General features: G+C 53.8%; 17 protein-coding genes and 1 pseudogene. All 18 read left to right on the top strand.

Annotation, left to right across the window (positions count from 1 at the left end):
* Positions 1-13: 13 nt before the first annotated feature.
* The 18 genes and pseudogenes from MKX50_RS13860 to glnA all read left to right on the top strand — a co-directional run bounded on the left by MKX50_RS13860 (position 14) and on the right by glnA (position 23,720).
* A complete protein-coding gene (locus tag MKX50_RS13860; protein WP_339160123.1) occupies positions 14-790 on the top strand; it encodes an ABC transporter ATP-binding protein in 777 nt (258 codons plus the stop codon).
* A gap of 128 nt (positions 791-918) precedes the next feature.
* Positions 919-1,665 carry an ABC transporter permease gene (locus MKX50_RS13855; protein WP_244996569.1) on the top strand — a complete coding sequence of 249 codons (747 nt, stop codon included), beginning with the start codon at positions 919-921 and terminating at the stop codon, positions 1,663-1,665.
* Positions 1,666-2,667: 1,002 nt separating this feature from the next.
* Positions 2,668-3,624 (top strand): aromatic acid exporter family protein, encoded by a 957-nt coding sequence (locus tag MKX50_RS13850; RefSeq protein ID WP_213592121.1) that lies wholly within the window; start codon positions 2,668-2,670, stop codon positions 3,622-3,624.
* Positions 3,625-3,895: 271 nt separating this feature from the next.
* A complete protein-coding gene (gene cotE / locus MKX50_RS13845) occupies positions 3,896-4,441 on the top strand; it encodes an outer spore coat protein CotE (RefSeq protein WP_155612958.1) in 546 nt (181 codons plus the stop codon).
* Between the two features lie 80 nt (positions 4,442-4,521).
* Complete coding sequence (locus MKX50_RS13840; protein ID WP_339157221.1) at positions 4,522-6,069, top strand: hypothetical protein; 1,548 nt, start codon at positions 4,522-4,524, stop codon at positions 6,067-6,069.
* Between the two features lie 55 nt (positions 6,070-6,124).
* Positions 6,125-9,169: a DNA mismatch repair protein MutS gene (mutS, locus tag MKX50_RS13835; RefSeq protein ID WP_339157220.1), complete on the top strand. Its 3,045-nt coding sequence runs from the start codon at positions 6,125-6,127 to the stop codon at positions 9,167-9,169.
* A gap of 532 nt (positions 9,170-9,701) precedes the next feature.
* A pseudogene (gene mutL, locus MKX50_RS13830) lies at positions 9,702-11,815 on the top strand (DNA mismatch repair endonuclease MutL).
* Positions 11,816-11,829: 14 nt separating this feature from the next.
* Positions 11,830-12,603 carry a class I SAM-dependent methyltransferase gene (locus MKX50_RS13825; RefSeq protein ID WP_213592125.1) on the top strand — a complete coding sequence of 258 codons (774 nt, stop codon included), beginning with the start codon at positions 11,830-11,832 and terminating at the stop codon, positions 12,601-12,603.
* Positions 12,600-13,574 carry a tRNA (adenosine(37)-N6)-dimethylallyltransferase MiaA gene (miaA, locus tag MKX50_RS13820; protein WP_213592127.1) on the top strand — a complete coding sequence of 325 codons (975 nt, stop codon included), beginning with the start codon at positions 12,600-12,602 and terminating at the stop codon, positions 13,572-13,574. Before MKX50_RS13825 ends, miaA begins: the two co-directional genes overlap by 4 nt.
* A gap of 24 nt (positions 13,575-13,598) precedes the next feature.
* Entirely contained in the window at positions 13,599-13,838 is a 240-nt protein-coding gene (gene hfq / locus MKX50_RS13815; RefSeq protein WP_213592129.1) for an RNA chaperone Hfq, read from the top strand.
* 129 nt (positions 13,839-13,967) lie between these two features.
* Positions 13,968-16,613: a PBP1A family penicillin-binding protein gene (locus tag MKX50_RS13810; protein WP_339157219.1), complete on the top strand. Its 2,646-nt coding sequence runs from the start codon at positions 13,968-13,970 to the stop codon at positions 16,611-16,613.
* A 188-nt stretch (positions 16,614-16,801) separates the two neighbouring features.
* On the top strand, positions 16,802-17,362 hold the full coding sequence (locus MKX50_RS13805; protein ID WP_213592132.1) for a DUF402 domain-containing protein: 561 nt from the start codon (positions 16,802-16,804) through the stop codon (positions 17,360-17,362).
* Position 17,363: 1 nt separating this feature from the next.
* Entirely contained in the window at positions 17,364-18,056 is a 693-nt protein-coding gene (locus tag MKX50_RS13800; protein WP_283924776.1) for a YdcF family protein, read from the top strand.
* 81 nt (positions 18,057-18,137) lie between these two features.
* Positions 18,138-19,130, top strand: coding sequence for an AAA family ATPase (locus MKX50_RS13795; RefSeq protein WP_213592134.1), 993 nt, complete (start codon positions 18,138-18,140; stop codon positions 19,128-19,130).
* Positions 19,131-19,143: 13 nt separating this feature from the next.
* Positions 19,144-20,439 carry a GTPase HflX gene (hflX, locus tag MKX50_RS13790; RefSeq protein ID WP_339157218.1) on the top strand — a complete coding sequence of 432 codons (1,296 nt, stop codon included), beginning with the start codon at positions 19,144-19,146 and terminating at the stop codon, positions 20,437-20,439.
* A 66-nt stretch (positions 20,440-20,505) separates the two neighbouring features.
* Positions 20,506-21,759 (top strand): methionine gamma-lyase family protein, encoded by a 1,254-nt coding sequence (locus tag MKX50_RS13785; protein WP_339157217.1) that lies wholly within the window; start codon positions 20,506-20,508, stop codon positions 21,757-21,759.
* Positions 21,760-21,957: 198 nt separating this feature from the next.
* Complete coding sequence (locus MKX50_RS13780; protein ID WP_244996532.1) at positions 21,958-22,368, top strand: MerR family transcriptional regulator; 411 nt, start codon at positions 21,958-21,960, stop codon at positions 22,366-22,368.
* 23 nt (positions 22,369-22,391) lie between these two features.
* Entirely contained in the window at positions 22,392-23,720 is a 1,329-nt protein-coding gene (gene glnA / locus MKX50_RS13775) for a type I glutamate--ammonia ligase (RefSeq protein WP_213592138.1), read from the top strand.
* Positions 23,721-23,853: the final 133 nt, after the last annotated feature.

Genomic DNA, 23,853 nt, shown 5'->3' with positions numbered 1-23,853 from the left:
GGTGATCAACCGCATGGTGCCTGTCATTCAACTGAAGGATGTTGATCTTGCCTACGTAACGGATCATGCAGCGACGCTGGCACTCCAGGATATGAATCTGTCCGTGGAGGACGGGGAATTGGTCAGCTTGGTCGGTCCGAGCGGCTGTGGCAAGACGACGCTGCTGTCCCTTATGGCCGGGCTGATCTCCACCTCCAGAGGGCTGGTGCTGCTCCATGGCAAGCCTGTAACCGGGCCTACGCCCGAGGTAGGCTATATGCTGCAGCAGGATTATCTGTTTCCGTGGCGGAGTATTGTCGATAATGTTCTGCTCGGTCTTGAATTAACGAATCGCCTCACCAAGCAAAGCGCGGAACTGGCCGAGGAGCTGCTGGAGGGGATGGGACTGTCCGGGACAGCCCAGCTCTATCCGCATCAGTTGTCCGGGGGAATGAGGCAGCGGGTGGCGCTGGCCAGAACACTGGCGACGAACCCGGACTTACTGCTGCTGGATGAACCCTTTTCCGCGCTCGATTACCAGACGAAGCTTCAGCTGGAGGATCTCGTAGTCGATACGCTCAAGCAGCGAAGAAAAACCGGCATCCTCGTAACGCATGATTTATCCGAAGCGATTGCAGTGAGCGACCGGGTCATTGTGCTGGGCTCCAAGCCGGGCAGAATTCGCAGCGTGTTTGAAGTGCCGAAGAATATACGCGAGGCACTGCCGTTTTATGCGCGTGAGGAGCCGGGATTCAATGCACTGTTCCATGAAATTTGGGGAGAACTTGAAGCGTCCGAAAGAAGGGAGTGAGTCTGATGAGTAGGGAGGAGCAGCGCTTAGACTATCTTACCGACAAGGATCGCCATAACCGTAAGGGTGTGGATTCGCAGACTTGGCTGGCGCAGAAATGGCAGCAGCATCTGCTGGCCAAACGAAGAATGAAACAGGGCGTATTTGCTGTTCAGGCCAGCATATTGCTGCTGTGCATACTCCTCTGGGAAATAGCCGGGCAGCTGAAGTGGATCGATGTGCTGATTTTCAGTTATCCCTCCAAGGTAGGGCAGCAAATTGTGAAAGACATCGTCAGCGGGGAGCTCTGGCCGCATCTTGCGATGACAGTATCCGAGACCGTGGTCGGCTTCCTGCTAGGCACGCTGATCGGGACGCTGCTTGCCGTCGTCATCTGGTGGTCACCGTTTCTGTCCAAAGTGCTTGATCCCTATATGGTCGTCTTCAACAGTATGCCGAAGGTCGCCTTAGGCCCGATATTCATCGTGCTGTTCGGTGCCGGATTTACCGCGATCGTCGTCACGACCTTGTCCATAACGGTCATTGTTACTACGCTTGTCGTATACACGAGCTTCAATGAAGTTGATGCCAACTACACGAAAGTAATCCGCACCTTCGGCGGCAGCCGCCAGGACGTGTTCCGCAAGGCGATATTGCCCGCCTCGTTTCCGACCATTGTCTCCACGCTCAAAGTGAACGTCGGCATGGCCTGGGTAGGCGTGATCGTCGGCGAGTTTCTGGTCGCCAAAATAGGCCTGGGCTATTTGATCGTCTACGGCTTTCAAGTATTCAATTTCACGCTGGTACTGTCCAGCCTCGTTATTATTGCGCTCGTAGCTACCGCCATGTACCAGTTTGTCGTCTATATCGAGCGCAAGCTCGTGCGCGAGCGCTAGATCGTTGTGCATGCAAGCTCGCCTTCCCGATTTCATGACGTTCGAGGACAGCTCAGCTCGACCGGTGTGGGGTTGGGGAGGTTTTTTGAATGGAACTAGTTGATGGAAGGCGAATCTAGAAGTAGACGCAAGTAATTGAAGTGCGGCCGGGGCACGGTAAAGGGACAGGCTCTGGTAGAAGAGGGGGAGAAGGAGTATGTGGATCGAAACCGACAACAAGCAGTAGCTTATGGAAAGTAGTTGCTTATGGCAAGAAGTTGCTTACGGAAAAGTTGCTTACGGACCTACGTTCCGCTATTTGTGCAAAATGGGGTAAAATATAGTAGTAACGGACACAGGGGAAGCTATTTCAAGAAAACGGGCCCGAAATAGAGCAAAAGTAGCGGGATAAGGGCTTCTGGGTCCGTAAGGGAACGGGAAAGCACTCTTTTGCGGTAAATAAGGGCTTCTGGGTCCGCTAGGACCCGTCTAAGTAATGAAACTCCGGCGGCGTTGACTACAACAAATTCAGAAACTAACGGAACTACCGATACCACCGAACTACCGGCACTGGAACTACCGGAGCCACCGGAACCACCGAACTATCGGCACTGGAACCACCGGAACCACCGAACTACCGCAACAACCGCAACTACCGCAACAACCGCAACTACCGCAACAACCGCAACTACCGCAACAACCGAACTACCGCAACAACCGCAACTAACGCAACTACCTGAACTAATGGAAATAATGATGTAACTAATGGAAGTAGTGACGCGGGAACCATGGGAATCCACTGGAGCTGTTGGCTTGCTTGGAGTTGTTGGGGCTGTAGGAACTATCGGAACGAGTGAGCGGTTAGAGGGATTTCAGATGCTGAGGCTTAGCCGTGCTTAGCATCAGAATTGTCACTGTGCTTTTGCCGCAAACCTAGTACGATACTAATAAAATGCCTAGTGGCAGCATAATCAAGTGAACGTATTTTTTCAAACTAATCTTTGTTCTATAAAGGGTGATGGCATGGGGTTTCGAGTCATAAAAACGGCGATTGCAACGCTAATCGCTATTATTATCGCAGATGCGTTTAATATTCAAGGGGCGCTGTCGGCAGGGCTGCTAGCAATTTTAGGTGTGGATGTGACGCGGAAGCGGAGCCTGCTAACGGTGTCTTCCCGTTTTTTCGCTTCGGTTCTCGGGCTGCTGCTCGCGTTCGGCTTATTCTTTATCCTGGGCTTCCATATTTGGGTGCTTGTCCTGTACATATTGATCGCTTTCCCGCTCATGTCGCGCGCGCATTTCAAGGAAGGAATCGTAACGAGCTCCGTTGTCGTATTTCGCGTTTTTGGCGGGGAGGAGCTAAGTTTGCATGTGATGCTGACGCAAATCGAGCTGCTATTGATCGGACTGGGTTCGGCGATGGCCGTGAATCTCATCTACATGCCGAATGAACAGCATAAATTAAGCGAAATTCGTCATAAAATCGACGAGCTGTTCGCGGAAATTTTTAGCCACATTGCCCTGACACTTCACCATCCGCAGCATGTATGGGACGGCAAAGAATTGATTGAGGCCTCCTCTCTAATCAAGGACGGGCTCGCCAGAGCGAAGCGCGCGCTGGAGAACCAGCTTGTTTCGCCTGATGAATCGTGGAGTGTGTACTTCTACATGCGCAAGCAGCAGCTGGAGCGGATCGAATCGATGCTGGAGCTCATTGCGCAGGTGTTTCAGCGGATGCCGCAAACGGATATCGCCGCCCTGCTGTTCGAGCGATTGAGCCTGGATGTGACCAAAGAGGAATATACGGGCCGAACGGAGGCTATGCTTGCAGAGTGGGAACAGGAATTCAAAAAAATGGAGCTGCCCTCCACGAGAGAGGAATTCGAAGTTCGCTCCGCTGTACTACAAATCTGCCGCGAGCTGGCGATGTATCTGGAAATTGCCAAAAAAGATAAAGTTCCCACGTTTTCTAAGACATAAGATTCTGCGCTCGGGCTTATGTTTGTATGGTGCGCGAGCGGTCTGTCTTCCTAGAAGGTACTTCGATTGACGTTTTTCTTTAGATATAAGCAAGTCTAAGCATCCTGGGTTCATCATCCTTATATCGCAAGAAAAACTACCTTTAAAAGCGGTCTGTCTTCCTAGAAGGTACGTCGATTGACGTTTTTCTTATTATTTTACTTCGTCCAATCAACATTCGCCTATGTCCTGCATACAATTGTAGTGAATGATGTATGGAGGAGGTTCGAACATGTCATCGAAATATCAAAGTAGAGAGATTATAACGAAAGCGATCTGCGGCAAAGGTCGTAAGTTCTCTACCGTAACCCATACCGTGACTCCGCCTCATAAACCGACCAGCATACTTGGCGCGTGGATTATAAACCACCAGTATGAGGCGGTCTCCGCAGGCGACGGAATCGAAGTTATTGGTAGTTACGATGTGAACATCTGGTATTCCTTCAGCAAAAACTCCCAGACCGAGGTAGCCAAAGAGACGATTTCCTATGTAGAGCACGTGCCACTGAGCTATGTAGACTCCAGGCACCGCTCTTCAACGGTGGAAGTATCCGCGGAGGCAACGCAGGAACCGAGCACCGTTGAAGCCGGCGTATCTGGGGATGGCCGTGTATCCATCCGCGTAGAGCGGGAGTTCGCCGTCGAGCTTATCGCTGAAACGAAGATCAATGTCCTCGTTGTGCCGGGCGGCGGTTACGAAGACAAGGAGTTCGATTTTGGTTCTGATCCGGGGGATTACGAAGATCTGGATCCGGATCTCCTCGACGACGAGCTGTAGCTTCGGGAGGACACGCGCTAGGTGAAGATAATCTAATATATGCGGCAGGGGCGGCGTCGTCGAGGGCGGCTGCCCTCTTTTTGTATAAAAATAAAAAATATACACCAATCATCGCCGCCACAGGAGGGGACGAGAAAATGGAGGGACTTCGCCCGATCGGAACGCGGACTCATATCATCCGCGGAGCATCTGCGCAGAAACTGCTTGATGCAATAACGGCGCTGTCACAGTCCGTAACGGACCAGGTGGGCAGCGGCGTAAGGCCAGTAAGCATATCGAGGCGCCCACTGTCAGGCTCAAAGGAATGGATAGAAATCAGGTTCTCTGAAAAAAATCCACAGGTGCAAGACGAGAACAATAGCTTTCATACGATCAATGGTCACTTGAACGAATTTCTCGTATGCCCGATTGCGAAACGGCAGAAGCGCTTAAGCATAAGCGGGTTGAACGCTGTCCTGGCTTTTGACGGAGCGGGACCTCAGCTCACGCGCAGCAATCGCAGACTGCTACGCCGCTTCGTCGTTCAAGTCTTTCACTTAAAAGCGACTTACATGGCTGAGCTAGGTGTCGGGGGAACCCGCCGTCCGCTGCCGCAAGGAGAGGAAGGACGCCGCACGCTGCTGGAACGCCGCCTGGAGAAAACCGCTATCCGGGCGCTTTATGCTTTGCAGCTGGAAATGGGAGAAGTGACACTTCAGGCTGGCGAGGATGGGAAGTTTACGGTCGAGCAGGTGACAGCAAATCCAGATTACCGTACGGAGGAACAGGCTATGCTTGCTGCCAAAGCGATGTGGCAAACAGCGGAGGAGTTGTGGAAGCATCAAGGTACTGCAAAAAAAAGCCGCCCGGCGGTGCTCCTGGGGATGGACCCGGAATTTCTGCTCTTTAACCGGGCGACCGGCAAAGTGATTCCGGCTTCCCGGTATTTAGGGTTCGCTGGGGAGGCGGGATGCGACTCTTTGAGGTACCGGGGGGAGCGCCGCTTTCCGCTTGTGGAGCTGCGGCCCCAGCCTGCCGTCGAACCGCGCGAGGTGCTCGTGCAATTGCTGCACGCCTTCCGGGTCGCTTACCGCTTCATCGAGGATAAGAAGCTGTTGTGGCAAGCCGGGGGAATGCCGCAGCGGGGTTTTCCTTTAGGCGGGCATATCCACTTCAGCGGCATTCCTCTGACCTTCGAGCTGCTGCAGGTGCTGGATAACTATCTGGCGCTGCCTGTAGCTGCCATGGAGGATCGCCGGAGCTTCGGGCGGCGCCCGCTTTACGGTTATTTAGGGGACTTTCGGCTGCAGCCGCATGGGGGATTCGAATATCGGACATTGCCCAGCTTCCTGATCTCGCCTGTAGTCACGAAGGGCGTCGTCGCGATTGCCGCGCTGATCGCCGGGAATGCGGGCCAACTGCCCCGCAGGCCGCTGAACGACGGAGGAATGCAAGCCGCTTTTTACCAAGGGAATCAGGAACAACTGCGAGAAGTGCTGCCACAGCTGTATGCCGATCTCCAAAAGCTGGCGGATTACCCCCGATATGAGGGTTATATTGCGCCGTTCATGGAGGCGGCATGCTCTGGGCGAACCTGGGACGAGACGGTGGATATTCGCAGGTCTTGGAAATTGGAAAATCATTCGTAAGCGGAGGGCGCTTTTGATATAATAGAAGTCTACGAAATGGGCATGGAGGATGATCATGGCAACCTATACGCCGATGATTCAACAATATTTGAGTGTAAAAGCCCAGGCGCAGGATGCGTTTCTTTTCTTCCGGCTGGGCGACTTTTATGAAATGTTTTTTGACGATGCGATACTGGCTGCAAAAGAACTGGAAATTACGTTAACGGCCAGAGCAGGAGGAACCGACGAGAAAATTCCGATGTGCGGCGTTCCTTACCATTCTGCCGAGAATTACATTCACCGGCTAATTGAGAAAGGGTACAAGGTTGCGATCTGTGAACAAACGGAGGACCCGGCAGAAGCAAAAGGCGTAGTGCGCCGGGAAATCGTGCGGGTCGTTACTCCGGGTACGGTCATGGAAGGGAAAACGGTCGGCGAGAAGGCGAATAACTACATTCTATGCATTACGGAGCGGCAGGGCATGATGGCTATCGCCTCCTGCGACCTGTCCACCGGAGAACTGTATGCCAGCTCTGCTCCGGCCAGCAAGGAATGGCTGAGGGACGAGGTTGGGCTATACGATCCGTCCGAAATTATCGGGGACGGCGCGCTGCTGGATTGGCTGCGCGAGTCCAGCAGTCCTATCGGCAAACCGACCGTATATACGCCGTGGGATAAAACGAAGGACGAGCTCGGCCGCAAGCAGTTCGGAGAGGCGGCTTGGGTACGGCTTGAGCCGGAACGCCGCGACTGTGTGGCGCTGCTGGTCGGCTATTTAAGCGAGACGCAGAAGCGTTCCCTCGGGCAGTTGACAAAGATCTCGGCATATGAGCCGGAGAACTTCATGATTCTTGATCCGTTTACCCGCCGCAATCTGGAACTGGTCGAAACCGTGCGTGAACGATCCAAACGCGGTTCGCTGCTGTGGCTGCTGGACCGGACAGAGACGTCGATGGGGGCGAGAATGCTGCGGCGCTGGATCGATAAGCCGCTGCTGCACCGCAGCCTGATCGAGGAACGGCTGGAGGCGGTCGATCATCTGTACGGGTCTTTTATACTGAGGGAGGATTTGAAGGAAGCCTTAAAGCAGATCTATGATTTGGAGCGACTCGTAGGCCGGATTGCCTTTGGCAGCGCCAACGGGCGCGATCTTATCGCCCTGAAGCAGTCCTTGCGCCAGGTGCCGGCAATCAAGGCGCTGTGTCAGGCTTCGGCTTCAACGACACTCGCCCGGGTTGCAGTAGAGATGGATGAGTGCGTTGATCTGGCAGATCAAATCGAGGCGGCGATTGCGGACGAGCCGCCCGTATCCGTCCGTGATGGAGGCATCATCAAAAAAGGCTATCACGAGCGCCTCGACGAGCTGCGGGAAGCGGGAACGAACGGCAAGCGCTGGATTGCTGAGCTGGAAGCCGCCGAACGCCAGGCTACCGGCATCAAATCGCTGAAGATCGGCTACAACAAAGTGTTTGGCTACTATATTGAGGTGACAAAAGCAAACTTGTCCCTGCTACCGGAAGGAAGGTACGAGCGGAAGCAGACGTTGGCGAATGCGGAACGGTTCGTGACGCCGGAACTGAAGGAGAAGGAGACGCTGATTCTCGAGGCTGAGGAGAAAATGGTCGACCTGGAGTACGCTTTGTTCACCGAGCTGCGTGAGCGGATCAGCGGGGAGATCACCCGTCTGCAGCGTCTGGCCGAGCAGTTGGCCGTGATTGATGTGTACCGTTCCCTTGCCGCGGTGGCTGCGGATAGCGGATTTGTGAAGCCCGTGCTGACGGACGGCTATAATATGGTCATCGAGCAGGGACGGCATCCGGTCGTGGAATCGGTTATGAGCGATGCCGCATTCATAGCCAACAGCACGAAACTGCAGCAGGAAGAAGCGAGCATTTTGCTCATTACGGGTCCGAACATGGCCGGAAAAAGCACGTACATGCGCCAGGTGGCGCTTATATCGATTATGGCGCAAATCGGCAGCTTCGTGCCTGCTGCGTCGGCGGAAATTCCAATGATTGACCGGATTTTTACACGTATCGGCGCGGCCGACGATTTGATCGGCGGACAAAGCACCTTCATGGTTGAAATGGCCGACATTCAGGTCATGACCGAGAAAGCCACCTCGCGCAGCTTGATCATTATCGATGAGCTCGGACGCGGAACGTCGACGAGTGAAGGTATGGCCATCGCACAGGCGGTTATCGAATACGTCCATGATCATATAGGCTGCAAGGCGCTCGTATCCACGCATTTCCATGAGCTGGCCCATCTGGAATCCAGCCTGTCCGGCCTTAGCAATTATTCGATGGCCGTACAGGAGAGAGGAGACAAGGTGCACTTCCTGCGGAAGCTCATTCCGGGCGCGGCGGATTCAAGCTACGGCATCTACTGCGCCAGATTGGCCGGGCTGCCGGGCGGAATCATCGACCGTGCGTATGGACTGCTGCAGGACTTCGAGCAGGCGGCAGCAGAGGTCGCTTCTGGAGGCGTTGAGCGCCGAAGCGGGCAGGCCGTCCAGCAGTCAGCAGAAGCTGCGGATGGACGAGTCTCAGGAGTCGCTGTACAATCGGCTAATCTTTCAGGCGGACTTGCACAGGCTGGCTTACAGGGTGAGGCGGCAGGGCAGCGTGTACTTAAGGAGATCGAGGCTGGTGACGAGGCATGGTCTGGCGGCGCAGTTCTGCATCAAACAGGGACGGAAACTGTGAAGGAAGCCGTGGCGGAAACCGCAAAGCAGGCTTGGAGCGCAGCGTCGCCGCAGGAACCGGGTAAGTCAACGGCCGCTGAGGGAGTCGAAGGGTCGAAGGAAGCGGGTAAGTCAACGGCTGCTGAGGGAGTCGAGGGGCCGCAGGAACCGCATCAGTCAACGGCCGCTAAAGAGATCGAGGGCCCGAAGGAGGCATCCTCCTCAGCGCCAAACGAGCCGCCGGGAAATGGGGAAGTCGTGCAGCTCTCTATTTTTGGAGACGAATTGCCGGTCGCAAAAGCAAGATCTTCTGAGGAAGACGCCAAGGTGCGCAGCATACTTAATATGGTGAAGAATGCGGATCTGCTGAATATGACGCCGCTTCAGGCGATGCAGCTGGTCAATGATTTGAAGATGAAGGCTAAAAATTTATAATTTATGTAAGGTGAACTCCACAATGGGACGAAGGGAAGGGAAAACATCTCTTGAACCTATTTCATCTAGGAAATCTAGGAGAAATAGCGGTTGTAGGAGCGATTTACGTTCTTGCCTCCCATTCATTTTTATCGTTTAACTTATAATAATTGGATTTATTGCGGTTAGTTTCTGCGGTAAAAAAGGGAAAATAGATTTAAATGGATTTCATGTCGTTAGAAGCAGGGAAATTGCCAATGATGGGCTGGATGTTTGGTTTTAGGTGTATAAAATCCATCTATTTCCCTAAAACAATTGTTTAGAGCCTTATTAGATGCATGAATTCCATTTAAAATATGACGTTTGGGATTTGTACCCTAGTACGGTATCTTGTGTACGTTACAATGGTCTATAGAATCTTAATGTACATCAGCTAATATTTAGTGAACTAGACCCTTACTGGCAAGGGAGATCATCCAAGAAATCCGGGAGGATCATTAGTTCATCTTATACTTACAAAATCCCAGATAAGTGCAGGAAGAGGTGAGTGATGATGGCCCATATTGTTGTACTGGACGAGCATATTGCCAACCAGATTGCCGCTGGGGAAGTCGTGGAGCGCCCGTCTTCGGTCGTCAAGGAGCTGGTCGAAAACGCGGTTGACGCGGGAGCCCGCAAAATTGACGTTCAGGTCGAGGAGGGCGGGCTGCAGCTGATCCGGGTCACGGATAACGGCTCGGGGATCGAGGCGGAGGATTGCGAGAAGGCGTTCTATCGCCATGCGACGAGCAAGCTGCTCTCCGGGCGCGATTTGTTCCAAATCCGCAGCCTCGGGTTCCGCGGCGAGGCGCTGCCGAGTATCGCGGCTGTCGCCAAGGTGCAGCTAGTGACGAGCAGCAATGACAGCGGCCTTGGCCGGGTCATCGTGATCGAAGGCGGCTCCCTGAAGCAGAACGAGGAAACGGCCGCCCCGAAAGGAACGGATATTACGATCAAGGAGCTGTTCTATAACACGCCGGCCAGATTGAAATACATGAAGACGATCCAGACGGAGCTCGGGCATATCTCCGACGTGATGTACCGTCAGGCGCTGGCACACCCTGAGATCGCCATCACGCTCCGCCATAACGGCAATACACTGCTGCAAACGCAAGGCAACGGAGATTTGCTGCAGGTGATCGCGTCAATTTACGGGATCAATGCTTCGCGGGCCATGGTTCCGATCGCAGCGGACAATCTGGATTACAAAATAAGCGGCTTCGTCGGGCGGCCTGATCTGACCCGATCAAACCGCAGCGGCATGTCCACGATCGTGAACGGCAGGTATATTCGCAACCAGGGACTGTATCAGGCCATTCTGCGGGCTTATCATACACTGCTGCCGATCAATCGCTATCCGCTGGTCGTACTCCAATTGGAGATGCACCCTTCCCTGGTCGATGTGAACGTGCATCCGTCCAAGCTCGAGGTCAGGTTCAGCAAAGAGGCCGAGCTGAACGCGTTCGTCGAGGAGAGCATCCGCCGGCTGCTGCAAGGCCAGGTGCTGATCCCGCAGGTCGTGAAGCAGACCATCGGCAAGGGTGCGAACCGCTCGGTTATTCAAGAGCAGTTCCACTTCCCGGCGGCTCGCACAGACGCCGCTAGCGCCGGGCTGTCCCCGCACGGCTCCGCAGACGCGGGGCACGCCCCAGCGCCAGGCCCCGCAGCAGCGGAGCCTGCGCCTGCGGCGGGCGCGGAGCGCCGCACGGACCGCGTTGGTGGCGAAGCCCAGCACCAACGCCCCGCCAGCGGCGCCGAGCGCCCTGGCAGCGCGTACAGCCTCGGCCGTCAAGAGACGGCCGCAGGCTCCGCCGCGCTGCGCGAAGCCGCCCCGCCTTACGGCGGCGGGGCAAGCGCCTCCCCCGGCCGCGATGGCGGGCCGGGAGCGACGCGGCTGTGCGGCCAGCGCCGCAGCCGCAGGGCCGCCCTGCGGGGCGCGGGGGAGCTGCCGCCTATGGGGGCGGCAGCGGTTATACCGCCCCGCAGGCGGGCGGCCGCATGCCGGAAGCGCTGTACGGCTCGCCAGAGGCGGCGCCGGAGCTTCCGGCCTTCCCGGAGCTGACCCTGATCGGGCAGCACCACGGAACATACCTGATCGCGCAGAACGAGGACGGGCTGTATCTTATCGATCAGCACGCCGCTCATGAGCGTGTCAATTATGAATATTTCTATGAGAAATTTGGTCACCCGGCGGACGCTTCCCAGGAGCTGCTCATTCCGATCACGCTGGAATTTACGTCAGCGGAAAGCGAGAAGCTCAAGGAACGGCTGAACTGGTTCGAGAGCGCTGGGGTCATACTGGAGCATTTCGGCGGCGGCACGTTCCGCGTCGTCTCCCATCCCTACTGGTTCCCTTCGGGGGAGGAGGCGGCCATCATCGAAGAAATGGCCGAGTGGGTGCTGCAGGAACGGCAGATCGACCTGGCGAAGCTGCGGGAGAAGTCTTCGATTCTTGTCTCCTGCAAGGCATCGATCAAGGCGAACCAGAAGCTGACACCAGAGGAAGCAACAACCCTTATCCAGAGGCTGGCAGCCTGCAAGCAGCCGTATACCTGTCCGCATGGTAGACCGATTGTAGTCAGCTTCTCGACCTACGATTTAGAGAAGCTGTTCAAACGAGTCATGTGATCGGAGGAAGAAGATTGATAATTACGACCGGAGAGCACAATGCGCCGGCCGCCGTGGAGCGTGCCGCCGCCCTTGCAGGCAAGGCCGGCTGCCGTTTTGTCCCAAGGAACCGGGCATCGATGAAGCGGCTGACCGAACGGTATCCCGGCGAGGATATCCTCGTCGTACTCGAAGGCGGAGCGCGTCTGCACCGCCCGGGCGAGCAGCCGATGGCCTTCCATCCAAGCATGTCGTTCGTGCGGGCGAAGCGGCTGTTTAAAGGCGAGAAGGACACGATGCTGGAAGCAGCGGGCGTCCGGCCGGGCGACACGATCATCGATTGCACGGCCGGGCTCGGTTCGGATTCTATTATGTTCTCGCTTGGCGCGGGGCCAGAAGGCAAGGTGATTGCGATGGAAGATTCACTGCCGCTATGGGCGCTGCTTTGCGAAGGATTGGCTTATTATGAGTCCGGGCTGCAGCCTTTTGATGAAGCTTTGCGGCGCATTGAGCCAAGGCATGGCCATCATCTGGGGCTCCTTGAACAAATGCCGGATAAGAGCGCGGACGTCGTCTATTTCGACCCGATGTTCCGCGATCCGGTGCTGGAATCCTCCTCCATTTCGCCGCTGCGCGCGTTCGCCAATAACAGCTGCCTGGAGGAGGCGGCTATATTCGAAGCCTGCCGCGTTGCCCGGAGGACGGTCATTTTGAAAGAAAAAATCAGCAGCGGCGAGTTTGAAAGACTGGGCTTTCGCGTCCCGGGGCGCGTCCGGTCCAAAATAACGTACGGAGTGATTACCCTTTGAACAGGCAACATAAACCCAGGCTGCTCGTCCTTGTCGGGCCGACGGCCGTTGGCAAGACAAAACTAAGCATCGAGATTGCCAAGGCTTTCTCCTGCGAAATTATTTCCGGCGATTCGATGCAGGTCTACCGGGGTATGGATATCGGTACGGCTAAAATTACCCCGGAGGAGACACAGGGAATCCCCCATCATCTCATCGACGTCCTGGAGCCGGATGAGCCGTTTTCGGTGGCCCAGTTCCAGGAATGGAGCAAGCAGCTGATTACGGAAATCCATGAACGGAACAAGCTGCCGTTTATTGTCGGAGGCACAGGCTTATATGTCGAATCGGTCTGCTATGAATATCAATTTACGGAAGCGGGAATAGATGAGGCATTCCGCGAATCGCATAAACGCATGGCCGAGGAAGAGGGCGTGGAGGCGCTGCACCGGAAGTTAGCCCTCATTGACCCTGATTCTGCGGCCAGGCTGCACCCGAATGATGTGCGCCGGGTCGTGCGGGCGCTGGAGATTTATCATCTGACGGGGGAGACGTTATCGTCGCAATTGGAGGGCCAGAGTAAGCAGTCGCCCTATGAATTGTGCTTAATCGGTTTGACAATGGACCGTCAAATGCTTTATAACCGTATTGAACAGCGAATCGACGAAATGATCGCTAACGGACTGCTAGATGAGGTAAAGGGACTGCTGGATAAAGGATATAACCGGGATATGGTATCCATGCAGGGACTCGGCTATAAGGAGATGGCTGAACATCTTCAGGATGGTGTGCCCCTTCATGAAGCGATAGAGAAATTAAAGAGGGATACCCGGCGGTTCGCCAAGCGTCAGCTCTCTTGGTTTCGGCGGATGAAGGACATTTCGTGGATCGACGTGGGCGACGGCCAAAATTTTTCCGGGAATTTAAATGCCGCTCATGCTATAATAGCAGGAAAGTTTCCCACTGATCTTGAATATAATTCAAAACACTAATGATTTCTATTGGGGGTACGGCAAATGAACAAGTCCATTAATATCCAAGATACGTTCTTGAACCAATTGCGTAAAGAGAGCATCCCTGTTACCGTCTTCTTGACCAACGGTTTTCAGATTAGAGGGACGATTAGAGCATTTGATAATTTTACGATCGTGATCGATAGCGACGGACGCCAGCAAATGGTGTACAAGCATGCGATTTCGACGTTTCAGCCGCAGCGCAACGTTTCGCTGATGCAGGAAAATCAAGGCGAAGCTTAAGCCCGTTGAAACTTTTTTAAAGCTGTTACGTTTAATGGTATAGGAAATGGAGCGGAGCAACCTGATACAAGGTTGTTCTTTTCTTTCCTGTACAATGTGACACTGGCAAGAAGGGAGTCAGAGATAACCATGTCTACGAAGAGACCTTCCAGATTGGAAAGAAGCAGCAGGCCGGATTCGAAGGCGGCGAAGCCGAAAGCCAAGAAAAAGAAGAAGCTGACGGCTAAACGAATATTGTGGACTTCGTTTTTTACGATTGCGTTAGCTATATTTTGCGCCATTGCGGGTTACCTGTATATTACGATTAACGGCGAGAAAATATTGGCCGAGAACAGAGAGAAGCTGACGGTATACGAGACGTCGAAGGTGTACGACCGCAACGGCAACTTGATGGGTGAATTGTCGCTGGAAAAAAGCGAGCCCGTCACGTCCGAGCAAATTCCGAAACTGCTCAAGGACGCATTTATTGCGACGGAGGACAAACGATTCTACGAGCATAACGGTGTCGACCTGTGGGCGATCGGCCGGGCCGCCGTTAAGGATGTCGTCGCTCGCAAGCTGGTTGAGGGCGGCAGTACGATTACCCAGCAGCTTGCAAAAAATATTTTCCTGGACTTCGACAAAACATTCTTCCGGAAAGCGACGGAAGTATCGATCGCGATGGCGCTGGAGCGCAACAACACCAAGGATGAAATCATTACCTTGTACCTGAACCGGATTAACTTCGGCGGTACGGTGTACGGCATTAAGGCTGCATCGATCCGCTATTTCGGCAAGAGCGACCTGAACGATCTGAAGTTGTGGGAGATGGCCACCTTGGCGGCGATGCCGAAAGGGCCGTCCAAATACAATCCGCTCCGTAATCCGGAGCTGTCGATGCAGCGCCGGGCGGTTGTTCTCCAGCTGATGTATGAGCAGGGATACATTACCCAAGCAGAGATGGAGGAAGCTAAAGCGGTCGTGTACGACTACGTCCCTCCGACAAAAGGCCAGAGCTTCGAGGCCTTCAAGGATTATGTCCTGGATGAAGCCGAGGACAAGTGGGGCATGACCGAAGACCAGCTTAACCGCGGCGGTTATAAAATTTACACCACGATGGATATGAAGGCGCAGAAGGCGCTGGAGAAGGCGTTTGAGAACGACGATTTCTTCGAGAAGAGCAAGGATGACCAGCAGGTTCAGGCCTCGATGGTCATTATGAACCATGAGAACGGAAGTCTGGTTGCGCTGCTTGGCGGACGCGATTACCAGCGGAAGGGCTTCAGCCGTCTCGACAGCCGGAGGCAGCCGGGTTCAACGTTTAAGCCGATCGTTTCCTTTGCGCCGGCGCTGGATACTGGGAAGTTTACTCCCGATTCTATGGTTAGCAATGAGAAGCAGTGTTTCGGCAACTATTGCCCTAACAACCTAGGCGGGTCATATTCCAAGACGATAAGCTTTAGAACTGCATTAACGAAATCGATCAACATTCCTGCGGTATGGCTGCTTAATGAGGTGGGCGTCTCTACCGGCGTGAAATATGCGACGGAAATGGGCATCACCATGGATAAGGACGACCGCAACCTGGCGGTTGCTCTCGGCGGTTTGACGCATGGAACGAATACCCTGGAAATGGCCGCGGCCTTCAGCGTTTTTGCGAACCAGGGGAAATATAACGAGCCGTACTCGATCAAGTCTATTGTCGATCATAGCGGCAAAGAGGTTCACAAAGCGGATGCGCCGAAGCAGAAGCAGGTGCTTAAGGAGCAGACCGCGTATCAGATGACGGAGCTGCTGCAGGATGTCGTTAACGAGGGAACGGGGAAGAAAGCCCGCCTTAACCGGCCGGTTGCCGGTAAAACGGGAACGACGCAGCATGGCATCAAAAACCTGAAGAGCAGCAAAAACCGTGACGTCTGGTTTGTCGGCTATACGCCGGAATGGACGGGAGCGGTCTGGATGGGTTACGACAATCCGGATAAAGATCACTTGCTGAATGGAAGCAGCGGACAGACCGCAGCGCTGTTCGCGGCCGTGATGAAGGAAGCGCTGGAAGGCGTTCCAGTCAAAGACTTCCCTGTGCCGAAGAACATGCAGGAGACGAAGCCGCCTGAGGATCAGCTTGACACGCCGAGCGGCCTAACGGCTTCCTATAGCGAGGATACGCAGACGGTATCCTTGAATTGGAACGGTGTTGACCAGGAAGGCGCTGTCTACCGTATTTACCGTAAGGAAGCCTCAGAAGCCGAATTCACCTATTATTTGGATGCAGCAACGGCATCGATCGAGGATTTGAGCGTTGTGCCGGGAACGAGCTATGAGTATTACGTTACTGCGTACGATCCGGTAAATGATGCCGAGAGCGGCCCGTCTAATAAGGTAACAATCGATATTTCCGGAGGGGAACCGATGGACGATATCGACCCAGGGCAGGAAGAGCAGATTCCATTCCCGCCGGATGATGGCCAGAACGGCGGCGCTCCAGAGGGAGGCCAGGGTGGAGACGGCCAAGACATCCCAGGTCAAGGCCAAGGCAATGGAAATGGTCATGGCAATGGCCAGGGCAACGGGAACGGGAACGGGAACGGCCATGGTCATGGCAATGGTTCTAACGGCGGCTCAGGCGCGATTCCTGGTCAAGGCGGAACCGGAGACGGCAGCGGTAATTCCGGAGGAGCCGACGGCTCCGGCGGTGCCGAATCCGGCAGCGGCGGTGCGATTACACCTCCGCCAGAGGACGGTGGCTTAGTTGATCCATTCGCTGATCCTGCCGCAGGGTTGAACACAGGAGGTTAAGGCAAGGCTAAAGGCCATAATTAGAGGCAATACCGATAACACCGGCAGTCTTATGAACAAGACTGCCGGTGTTTTTGCTGCTTAGCGGAAAGAAACAGTTAATATTGCTGAATTGTATAATTTCAGTTTTGTGACTCTCTTTCAAATATGGTAAGCTGAGATTACATTGTGTTGAAAGGGTTTATACCATGAAGCGAAAATTTGGAGACCGAGCGAACTGGCGACGCATTACACAGCGTCAATTTAAATCCAAGTATGTGGAAAGCGACAGGTTTACCGGCTATGTGACGTTGTACACTATTTTTGCGCTGCGAGATCCCTTGTGGAAGACTTACGGGGGCCATACCTTTCGCATTGCGGATAAAGGCTATACCTGGCTCCAATATTATCCGAAAGGATGCCGCTATGTTGTCACGGCGATGTTCGATGACAAGGGCGAAATTGTCGAGTGGTACATTGATGTATGCAAAAATCAAGGCATTACTGATCAAGGCGTTCCCTGGTTCGATGACCTGTATTTGGACATCGTTGTGCTGAAGAATGGGGAAGTATTCCTGATGGACGAGGACGAGCTGGATGAAGCGCTGACCAAGGGCGATATTACGGTGAAGGATTATGATATGGCAATGGAGACGGCTCGGGAAGTGCTGGACGCAATCAACCGGCATCAGTTCCCTTATTTTGAAATGTCCCTTGAGCATTTCCGCAGCGGCTTTATGGATTCCGAGCCGTTCCGTTCTGGAGGTTAAGATGATTCGTTTTGGGAGAAGGACAAGGAATCGTTCATATTTAGGCATGCAGGATAGGCGCAAACGGCGCCCGCTATACATTCGGCTGCTTCGTTGGGGGATCGTGTTCGCCGTGTTATGCGTTTGCTGGTTCCTGTACGTGCTGGCACAGATCGGCAGCGTGGAACGCAGCCCTGCCTTGGCGACCATGGATACGCCGCCGGCGGATGTCGGCATTGTTCTAGGGGCTGCCATGTGGGGAGATCGGCCAAGCCCGGGACTTGAAGAGCGGCTTCGCCATAGCCTTAAGCAGTACGAGGCCGGCAAGTTTAAGATGTTTCTCCTTACGGGAGGCTTGGATCAGGAAGGCTACAAGTATACCGAGGCCGAAGGCATGGCGAATTATTTGGCCGAGCATGGCGTCCCTCGGGAAGCTATGCTGCTAGAGAATGAGGCAACCAGCACGTATGAGAATTTGAAATTCAGTCAAGAAATAATGAAGGAGCATGGGCTTGTCTCCGCGCTTATCATGACCCATACGTTTCACGGGAATCGCTCCCTTGAAATCGCCAATGCCTTGAATTATCAGCATCCAAAGCTGTCCCTGACGAAGTCGAATGTGCTGAAGCCGGTTCCGAATACGCTTCGCGAAGTGCTTGCGTACACGAAATGGAAGCTGGATCAGGCCGCCCTTGCGCTAGGTCTGGATTTATAGTCTTCTAATAATGGTTCGGAAGAGAGAATACACTGGAGGAAGAGAGTGATCCTACCCCTTATACGAAGAGGTGATTCTACGATGCCAGGGCATGTTGTGGCCAGAAGCGGATCTTCCGAAGAGAGGCCTTCCAGACAGATCAACGTAATTCTCCGAAACCCCGAACCCCCCGTCGTTACGCAGAGCCTAGCGGAGGCTGAGCACCAGTCAACGGCCAAAGCGATCCCTCAGCAAGGTGCGTTCGCAGAAATACAAAAGGAATTAGACCAACTCATAGGACTTAATCACATTAAGGACTTAATGTATGAAATATATGCGCTGCTGCAAATTACGGATATGCGCTCAGAAGCAGGGTTGCTGTCGAACCCGCAAGTCTATCATATGGTGTTCAAGGGAAATCCGGGCACAGGCAAAACTACGGTGGCCAGAATCGTCGCGAAGATGTTCCAGCGGCTTGGCGTGCTGAGCAAAGGCCATTTGATCGAGGTGGAGCGTGCGGACCTTGTGGGGGAGTATATCGGCCACACAGCGCAGAAGACAAGAGACCTCGTTAAGAAAGCGCTGGGCGGCATACTGTTTATCGATGAAGCGTACAGCCTTGCGCGCGGAGGCGAGAAGGACTTCGGCAAGGAAGCAATCGACACGCTGGTGAAATCGATGGAGGATCAGAAAAACCAGTTTATCCTTATCCTGGCCGGTTACTCGGATGAAATGGACTTTTTTTTGCAATGCAATCCGGGGATGCCCTCGCGTTTCCCGATCGTGATCGATTTTCCAGATTATACCGTCGATCAATTGATCCAAATTTCAGAAGGCATGGCCAAGGAACGGGACTATATTCTGATGCCGCAGGCGATACTCAAATTAAAGCAGCATCTGCTGCGGGAAAAGTGTGAGGGCGAGCATGCCTTTAGCAATGCCAGATACGTCCGCAACGTCATTGAACGTTCGATTCGCAGCCAAGCGGTCCGCCTGTTAACGCAGTACAGCGGCGGATCGCCCGGCAAACTGGAATTAATGACGCTGCGGCAGGAGGATTTGAAGCTGGATCTGAAGGAAGAACGGCGCCTATAAGGAGCAAAGATGAATGACGAATTCGCTGTACGAGACGAATACGGAATTACCTGACCGGGCGATCCTGGTCAGCCTGACTACGCAGGAAGTGAAGAACGGCGGGGTCGACCCCGCCTATTCCATGGATGAGCTGGTGCAGCTGGCACTGACCGCAGGGGTCGAGGTGGCGGACACCCTTGTCCAAAACCGGGATAAGCCCGATCCGAAATGGTTTATCGGCAAAGGGAAGGTCGATGAGTTGCACGAAGCAATCCAGGATTTTAATGTGACCACAGTCATCTTCGACCAGGAGCTGTCGGGGGCTCAGGTACGGAATCTCGAGGATATTCTCGATGTAAAGATTATTGACCGGACGCAGCTGATTTTGGATATTTTCGCCCAGCGCGCAAAGACGCGGGAAGGGATCATTCAGGTGGAGCTGGCTCAGCTCACCTATTTGCTGCCGCGCCTGTCCGGCCATGGCAAAAATTTGTCCAGGCTGGGCGGCGGAATCGGCACCCGCGGTCCGGGCGAGAGCAAGCTGGAGACGGACCGCCGGCACATCCGGCGGCGTATTGGAGAGCTGAAGCGGCAGTTGGAGGAAGTGACCCGCCACCGCAAGCTGCACCGGGAACGCCGCAAGGAGACGGGCGTCGTTCATTTGGCATTGGTGGGTTACACCAACGCCGGCAAATCGACGCTGCTCAAAGCGTTGACTGCGGCGGACGTATATATCGAAAATCAGCTGTTCGCCACGCTTGATCCGACCACCCGTTCATTGGAGCTGCCGAGCGGCAAAGAGGTCATCATCACCGATACGGTTGGCTTTATTCAGAATTTGCCGCATGATCTGGTTGCCGCCTTCCGGGCCACACTGGAGGAAGCGAACGAAGCGGACCTTATTTTACATGTCGTTGACGCTTCTTCGCCGATGCGGGAGGATCAGATGGAAATCGTGCAGCGGATTCTGGAGCAGCTCGGCGCGGGAAGCACGCCGCAGCTCGTGCTGTTCAACAAGAAGGATATGTGTTCCCCGGAGCGGCTGGAAATGCTTCCGTCCGGAAAGGGATACCTCAAAGTGAGCGCCTTTGATGAAGGCGATCTACTGCGTATCCGGGAAGCGGTACAGCAGCATTTGTACGGAGGGACTTTTACGTTCCGCATTCCAGCGCAGCGCGGGGATCTTGCTTCCTTGCTATATCGCGTAGGGAATGTGATCGATAGAAGCATTGAGGAAGACGTCATTGTCTACCGTGTCATCCTTAACCAGAAGGATTATGAGAAATACGGCTCGGCGCTGGCGTCTTATCGAATGGAGCATAACACATAACATCATCGGCTGCGGCCGGGAAATTAAATAAATTGATATACATGGGCAGAGGAGAGTTTTGACATTATGGCAGTTTTTGCAGAAGAAATCGTAGCATGGCTGGAAGAAGCGGAGCAGCAGGTTGCTAGCCAGTTTAAGGTGATCGACCGCATCGTCGACCGGAACCAGTGGAAGGTGATCGAAGCGTTCCAGCGGCATCAGGTTAGTGATTATCATTTCTCCGGCTCCACAGGCTACGGTTATAATGATCGCGGGCGCGAAGTGCTTGATCTTGTGTATGCCGATGTATTCGGCGCCGAGGCGGCACTGGTGCGTCCGCATTTTGCGTCGGGCACGCATACGATCGCTACGGCGCTTTTTGGTGTGCTTCGCCCTGGCGATGAGCTGCTCTACATCTCGGGCACGCCGTATGACACCCTGCATAAAGTAATCGGTCATCCAGGCGATGGAACAGGGTCGCTGCAAGACTTTGGCATTGGCTATGACGAGGTGGCATTGCTAGAGAACGGAGAGATAGATTGGGAGAGTGTGCGCGCGAAGGTGACCGAACGGACGAAAGTGATCGGAATTCAGCGGTCCCGCGGCTATGATTGGCGCAACTCCTTTACGGTAGCCCAGATTGGCGAAATGGTTCGCCAGGTGAAGGAAATCAAACCGGACTGCATCGTCTTCGTCGATAACTGCTACGGCGAATTTGCCGAAGAGCTGGAACCAACGCAGGTTGGGGTCGACCTGATGGCGGGCTCTTTAATCAAAAATCCAGGCGGCGGCTTGGCGGAGACGGGAGGCTATATTTGCGGCCGCGCGAATTTGGTGGAGCTCGCCGCCTATCGCTTAACGGCGCCGGGCATCGGCGCGGAGGTAGGAGCCATGCTGGGAACGACGAGAGGCATCTACCAGGGATTGTTCCTCGCTCCTACGACGGTGGGACAGGCGATCAAGGGCAGCATTCTCGCCGCTGCCGTGTTCGAGCGTGCTGGGTTTGAGAGCCGTCCAAGCTGGAATGATACCCGGACTGATTTAATTCAAGCCATCTCCTTCAGCGGGCCTGAGCATCTGATTGCATTTGTGCAAGGAATTCAGCGCGCCGCCGCCGTGGACGGATACGTCGTGCCGGAAGCCTGGGACATGCCGGGCTACGAGCATCCGGTCATTATGGCCGCAGGCACCTTTATACAGGGAGGCAGCCTGGAATTATCGGCAGATGCGCCTGTACGGGAGCCTTATATCGCGTATATGCAGGGCGGACTCACTTATTCGCACGTGAAGTTCGGTCTATTGACGGCGCTGCAAACGATGAAGGATCGGAATTTGTTATAAGACGATGTATTTGTTAAGGAAAACAGACCGCGATTTGCGGTCGTTTTTTTTGAAAGTGTCCAGCTCGGCTGAAAGCTATGAATGGATCATTTAGAGAAATCTAGTGAAAATCTAATAAATACCTTACATGCTTGTTGACATGTCAGGTTATCTGACATAGAATATTTTTCGTGAAATATATGCGGAAGGTTGAGAGCGGTGAGTGAGGAAATTCGCAGAAACATGGCTTTGTTTCCGATCGGTATCGTCATGCAGCTTACTGATTTGACAGCACGGCAGATTCGTTACTATGAGCAGCATCAGTTGATCATGCCGGCCCGTACCTCGGGGAACCAGCGTCTTTTCTCGTACAACGATGTGGAACGATTGCTGGAAATTAAGAAATTGATTGAACGGGGCGCTAATATAGCGGGAATTAAACAAGTCATGGCACCCGTAGTCAAGGAATCTCCGGAGACGACGGTCATGACGGAGGATACCGAAGAGAAACGGAAGGAACTGACGGATTCAGAGCTTTATCGCCGGCTGAAGCAGGAGCTGGTAACTGGGAACAGACGGGGTCAGGTTTCGCTGATCCAAGGAGAGTTATCCCGCTTTTTCAAAATCTAGTAAATCGATAGGAGAGAGAGATCTTGAGTTATTCCAAAGAAGACATTTTACGCATTGCCAAAGAAGAGAACGTGCGATTTATCCGTTTGCAATTTACTGATTTGCTCGGAACGATCAAGAACGTAGAAATTCCTGTCAGCCAATTGGAAAAAGCGCTTGATAACAAAATGATGTTCGACGGATCTTCCATTGAAGGATACGTTCGTATCGAGGAGTCCGATATGTATCTGTACCCGGATCTGGATACGTGGGTTATTTTCCCATGGGTGGCCGAGGATCGTGTGGCACGGCTGATCTGTGATGTGTACATGACGGATGGCACACCATTCTCCGGAGACCCGCGCAACATTCTGAAGCGCGCGCTGAAGGAAGCGGAAGCGATGGGATATACCGCCATGAACGTAGGTCCTGAGCCTGAATTTTTCCTCTTCAAAACCGATGAAAAAGGCAACCCGACGATGGAGCTGAATGACCAAGGCGGTTATTTCGACCTTGCTCCAACGGATCTTGGGGAGAACTGCCGTCGCGAAATCGTCCTCACCCTCGAAGAAATGGGCTTTGAAATTGAAGCATCCCACCATGAAGTTGCTCCAGGTCAACATGAAATTGACTTCAAATATGCAGATGCCATCAAGGCGGCTGACCAAATTCAAACATTCAAGCTTGTGGTGAAGACGATTGCCCGTCAACACGGCTTGCATGCGACATTCATGCCTAAACCGCTGTACGGCGTAAGCGGCTCCGGTATGCATTGTCACCAATCCTTATTTAAAGGGAACGTCAACGCGTTCTATGATGAAAGCGACAGCCTTGGTCTTAGCAAAGACGCTCGTCATTACATGGCCGGTATTTTGCAGCATGCCCGCGCATTCGCTGCGGTAACGAACCCAACTGTTAACTCCTACAAGCGTCTTGTTCCAGGCTACGAAGCGCCTTGCTATGTGGCTTGGTCGTCCAGCAACCGCAGCCCGATGATCCGTATCCCGGCATCTCGCGGATTAAGTACGCGCGTTGAAGTTCGCAACCCGGACCCTGCTGCCAACCCATACCTGGCCCTGGCTGTTATGCTGCGAGCTGGCCTCGACGGCATCAAGAACGAACTGCCGCTTGTTGCGCCAGTTGACCGCAACATCTATGTGATGTCTGAGGAAGAGCTGATTGAGGAAGGCATTCCAAGCCTGCCGTCCGATCTGAAAGAGGCGCTGAACGAAATGATCAAGAGCGAAGTCATTTGCGATGCGCTTGGCGAGCATGCCCGCACTCATCTGTATGAATTGAAAGAGATCGAGTGGGATATGTATAGAACTCAAGTTCACGAGTGGGAACGCGACCACTATATGACGTTGTATTAATAGAGGAATCCCCTGACGCTGTGAGCGTTAGGGGATTTTTTTGTACATATTGATTTGTTCTAGTTGTCTACATTAATTCTCATAAATAATGATCAATTAGTTGGTAATACTACCATGTGTATTATCGAATAAA

It is taken from the genome of Paenibacillus sp. FSL W8-0186 (assembly GCF_037969765.1).
Classification (GTDB): Bacteria; Bacillota; Bacilli; order Paenibacillales; family Paenibacillaceae; genus Fontibacillus; species Fontibacillus woosongensis.
Note: the sequence above shows the minus strand (reverse complement) of the source record. Positions and strands in the feature narration are given on the sequence as shown.

Coding starts and splice junctions, on each gene's coding strand:
- MKX50_RS13860 (WP_339160123.1), top strand. CDS start 14: ATGGTGCCTGTCATTCAACTGAAGGATGTTGATCTTGCCTACGTAACG.
- MKX50_RS13855 (WP_244996569.1), top strand. CDS start 919: ATGAAACAGGGCGTATTTGCTGTTCAGGCCAGCATATTGCTGCTGTGC.
- MKX50_RS13850 (WP_213592121.1), top strand. CDS start 2,668: ATGGGGTTTCGAGTCATAAAAACGGCGATTGCAACGCTAATCGCTATT.
- cotE (WP_155612958.1), top strand. CDS start 3,896: ATGTCATCGAAATATCAAAGTAGAGAGATTATAACGAAAGCGATCTGC.
- mutS (WP_339157220.1), top strand. CDS start 6,125: ATGGCAACCTATACGCCGATGATTCAACAATATTTGAGTGTAAAAGCC.
- hfq (WP_213592129.1), top strand. CDS start 13,599: ATGAACAAGTCCATTAATATCCAAGATACGTTCTTGAACCAATTGCGT.
- MKX50_RS13810 (WP_339157219.1), top strand. CDS start 13,968: ATGTCTACGAAGAGACCTTCCAGATTGGAAAGAAGCAGCAGGCCGGAT.
- MKX50_RS13805 (WP_213592132.1), top strand. CDS start 16,802: ATGAAGCGAAAATTTGGAGACCGAGCGAACTGGCGACGCATTACACAG.
- MKX50_RS13800 (WP_283924776.1), top strand. CDS start 17,364: ATGATTCGTTTTGGGAGAAGGACAAGGAATCGTTCATATTTAGGCATG.
- MKX50_RS13795 (WP_213592134.1), top strand. CDS start 18,138: ATGCCAGGGCATGTTGTGGCCAGAAGCGGATCTTCCGAAGAGAGGCCT.
- hflX (WP_339157218.1), top strand. CDS start 19,144: ATGACGAATTCGCTGTACGAGACGAATACGGAATTACCTGACCGGGCG.
- MKX50_RS13785 (WP_339157217.1), top strand. CDS start 20,506: ATGGCAGTTTTTGCAGAAGAAATCGTAGCATGGCTGGAAGAAGCGGAG.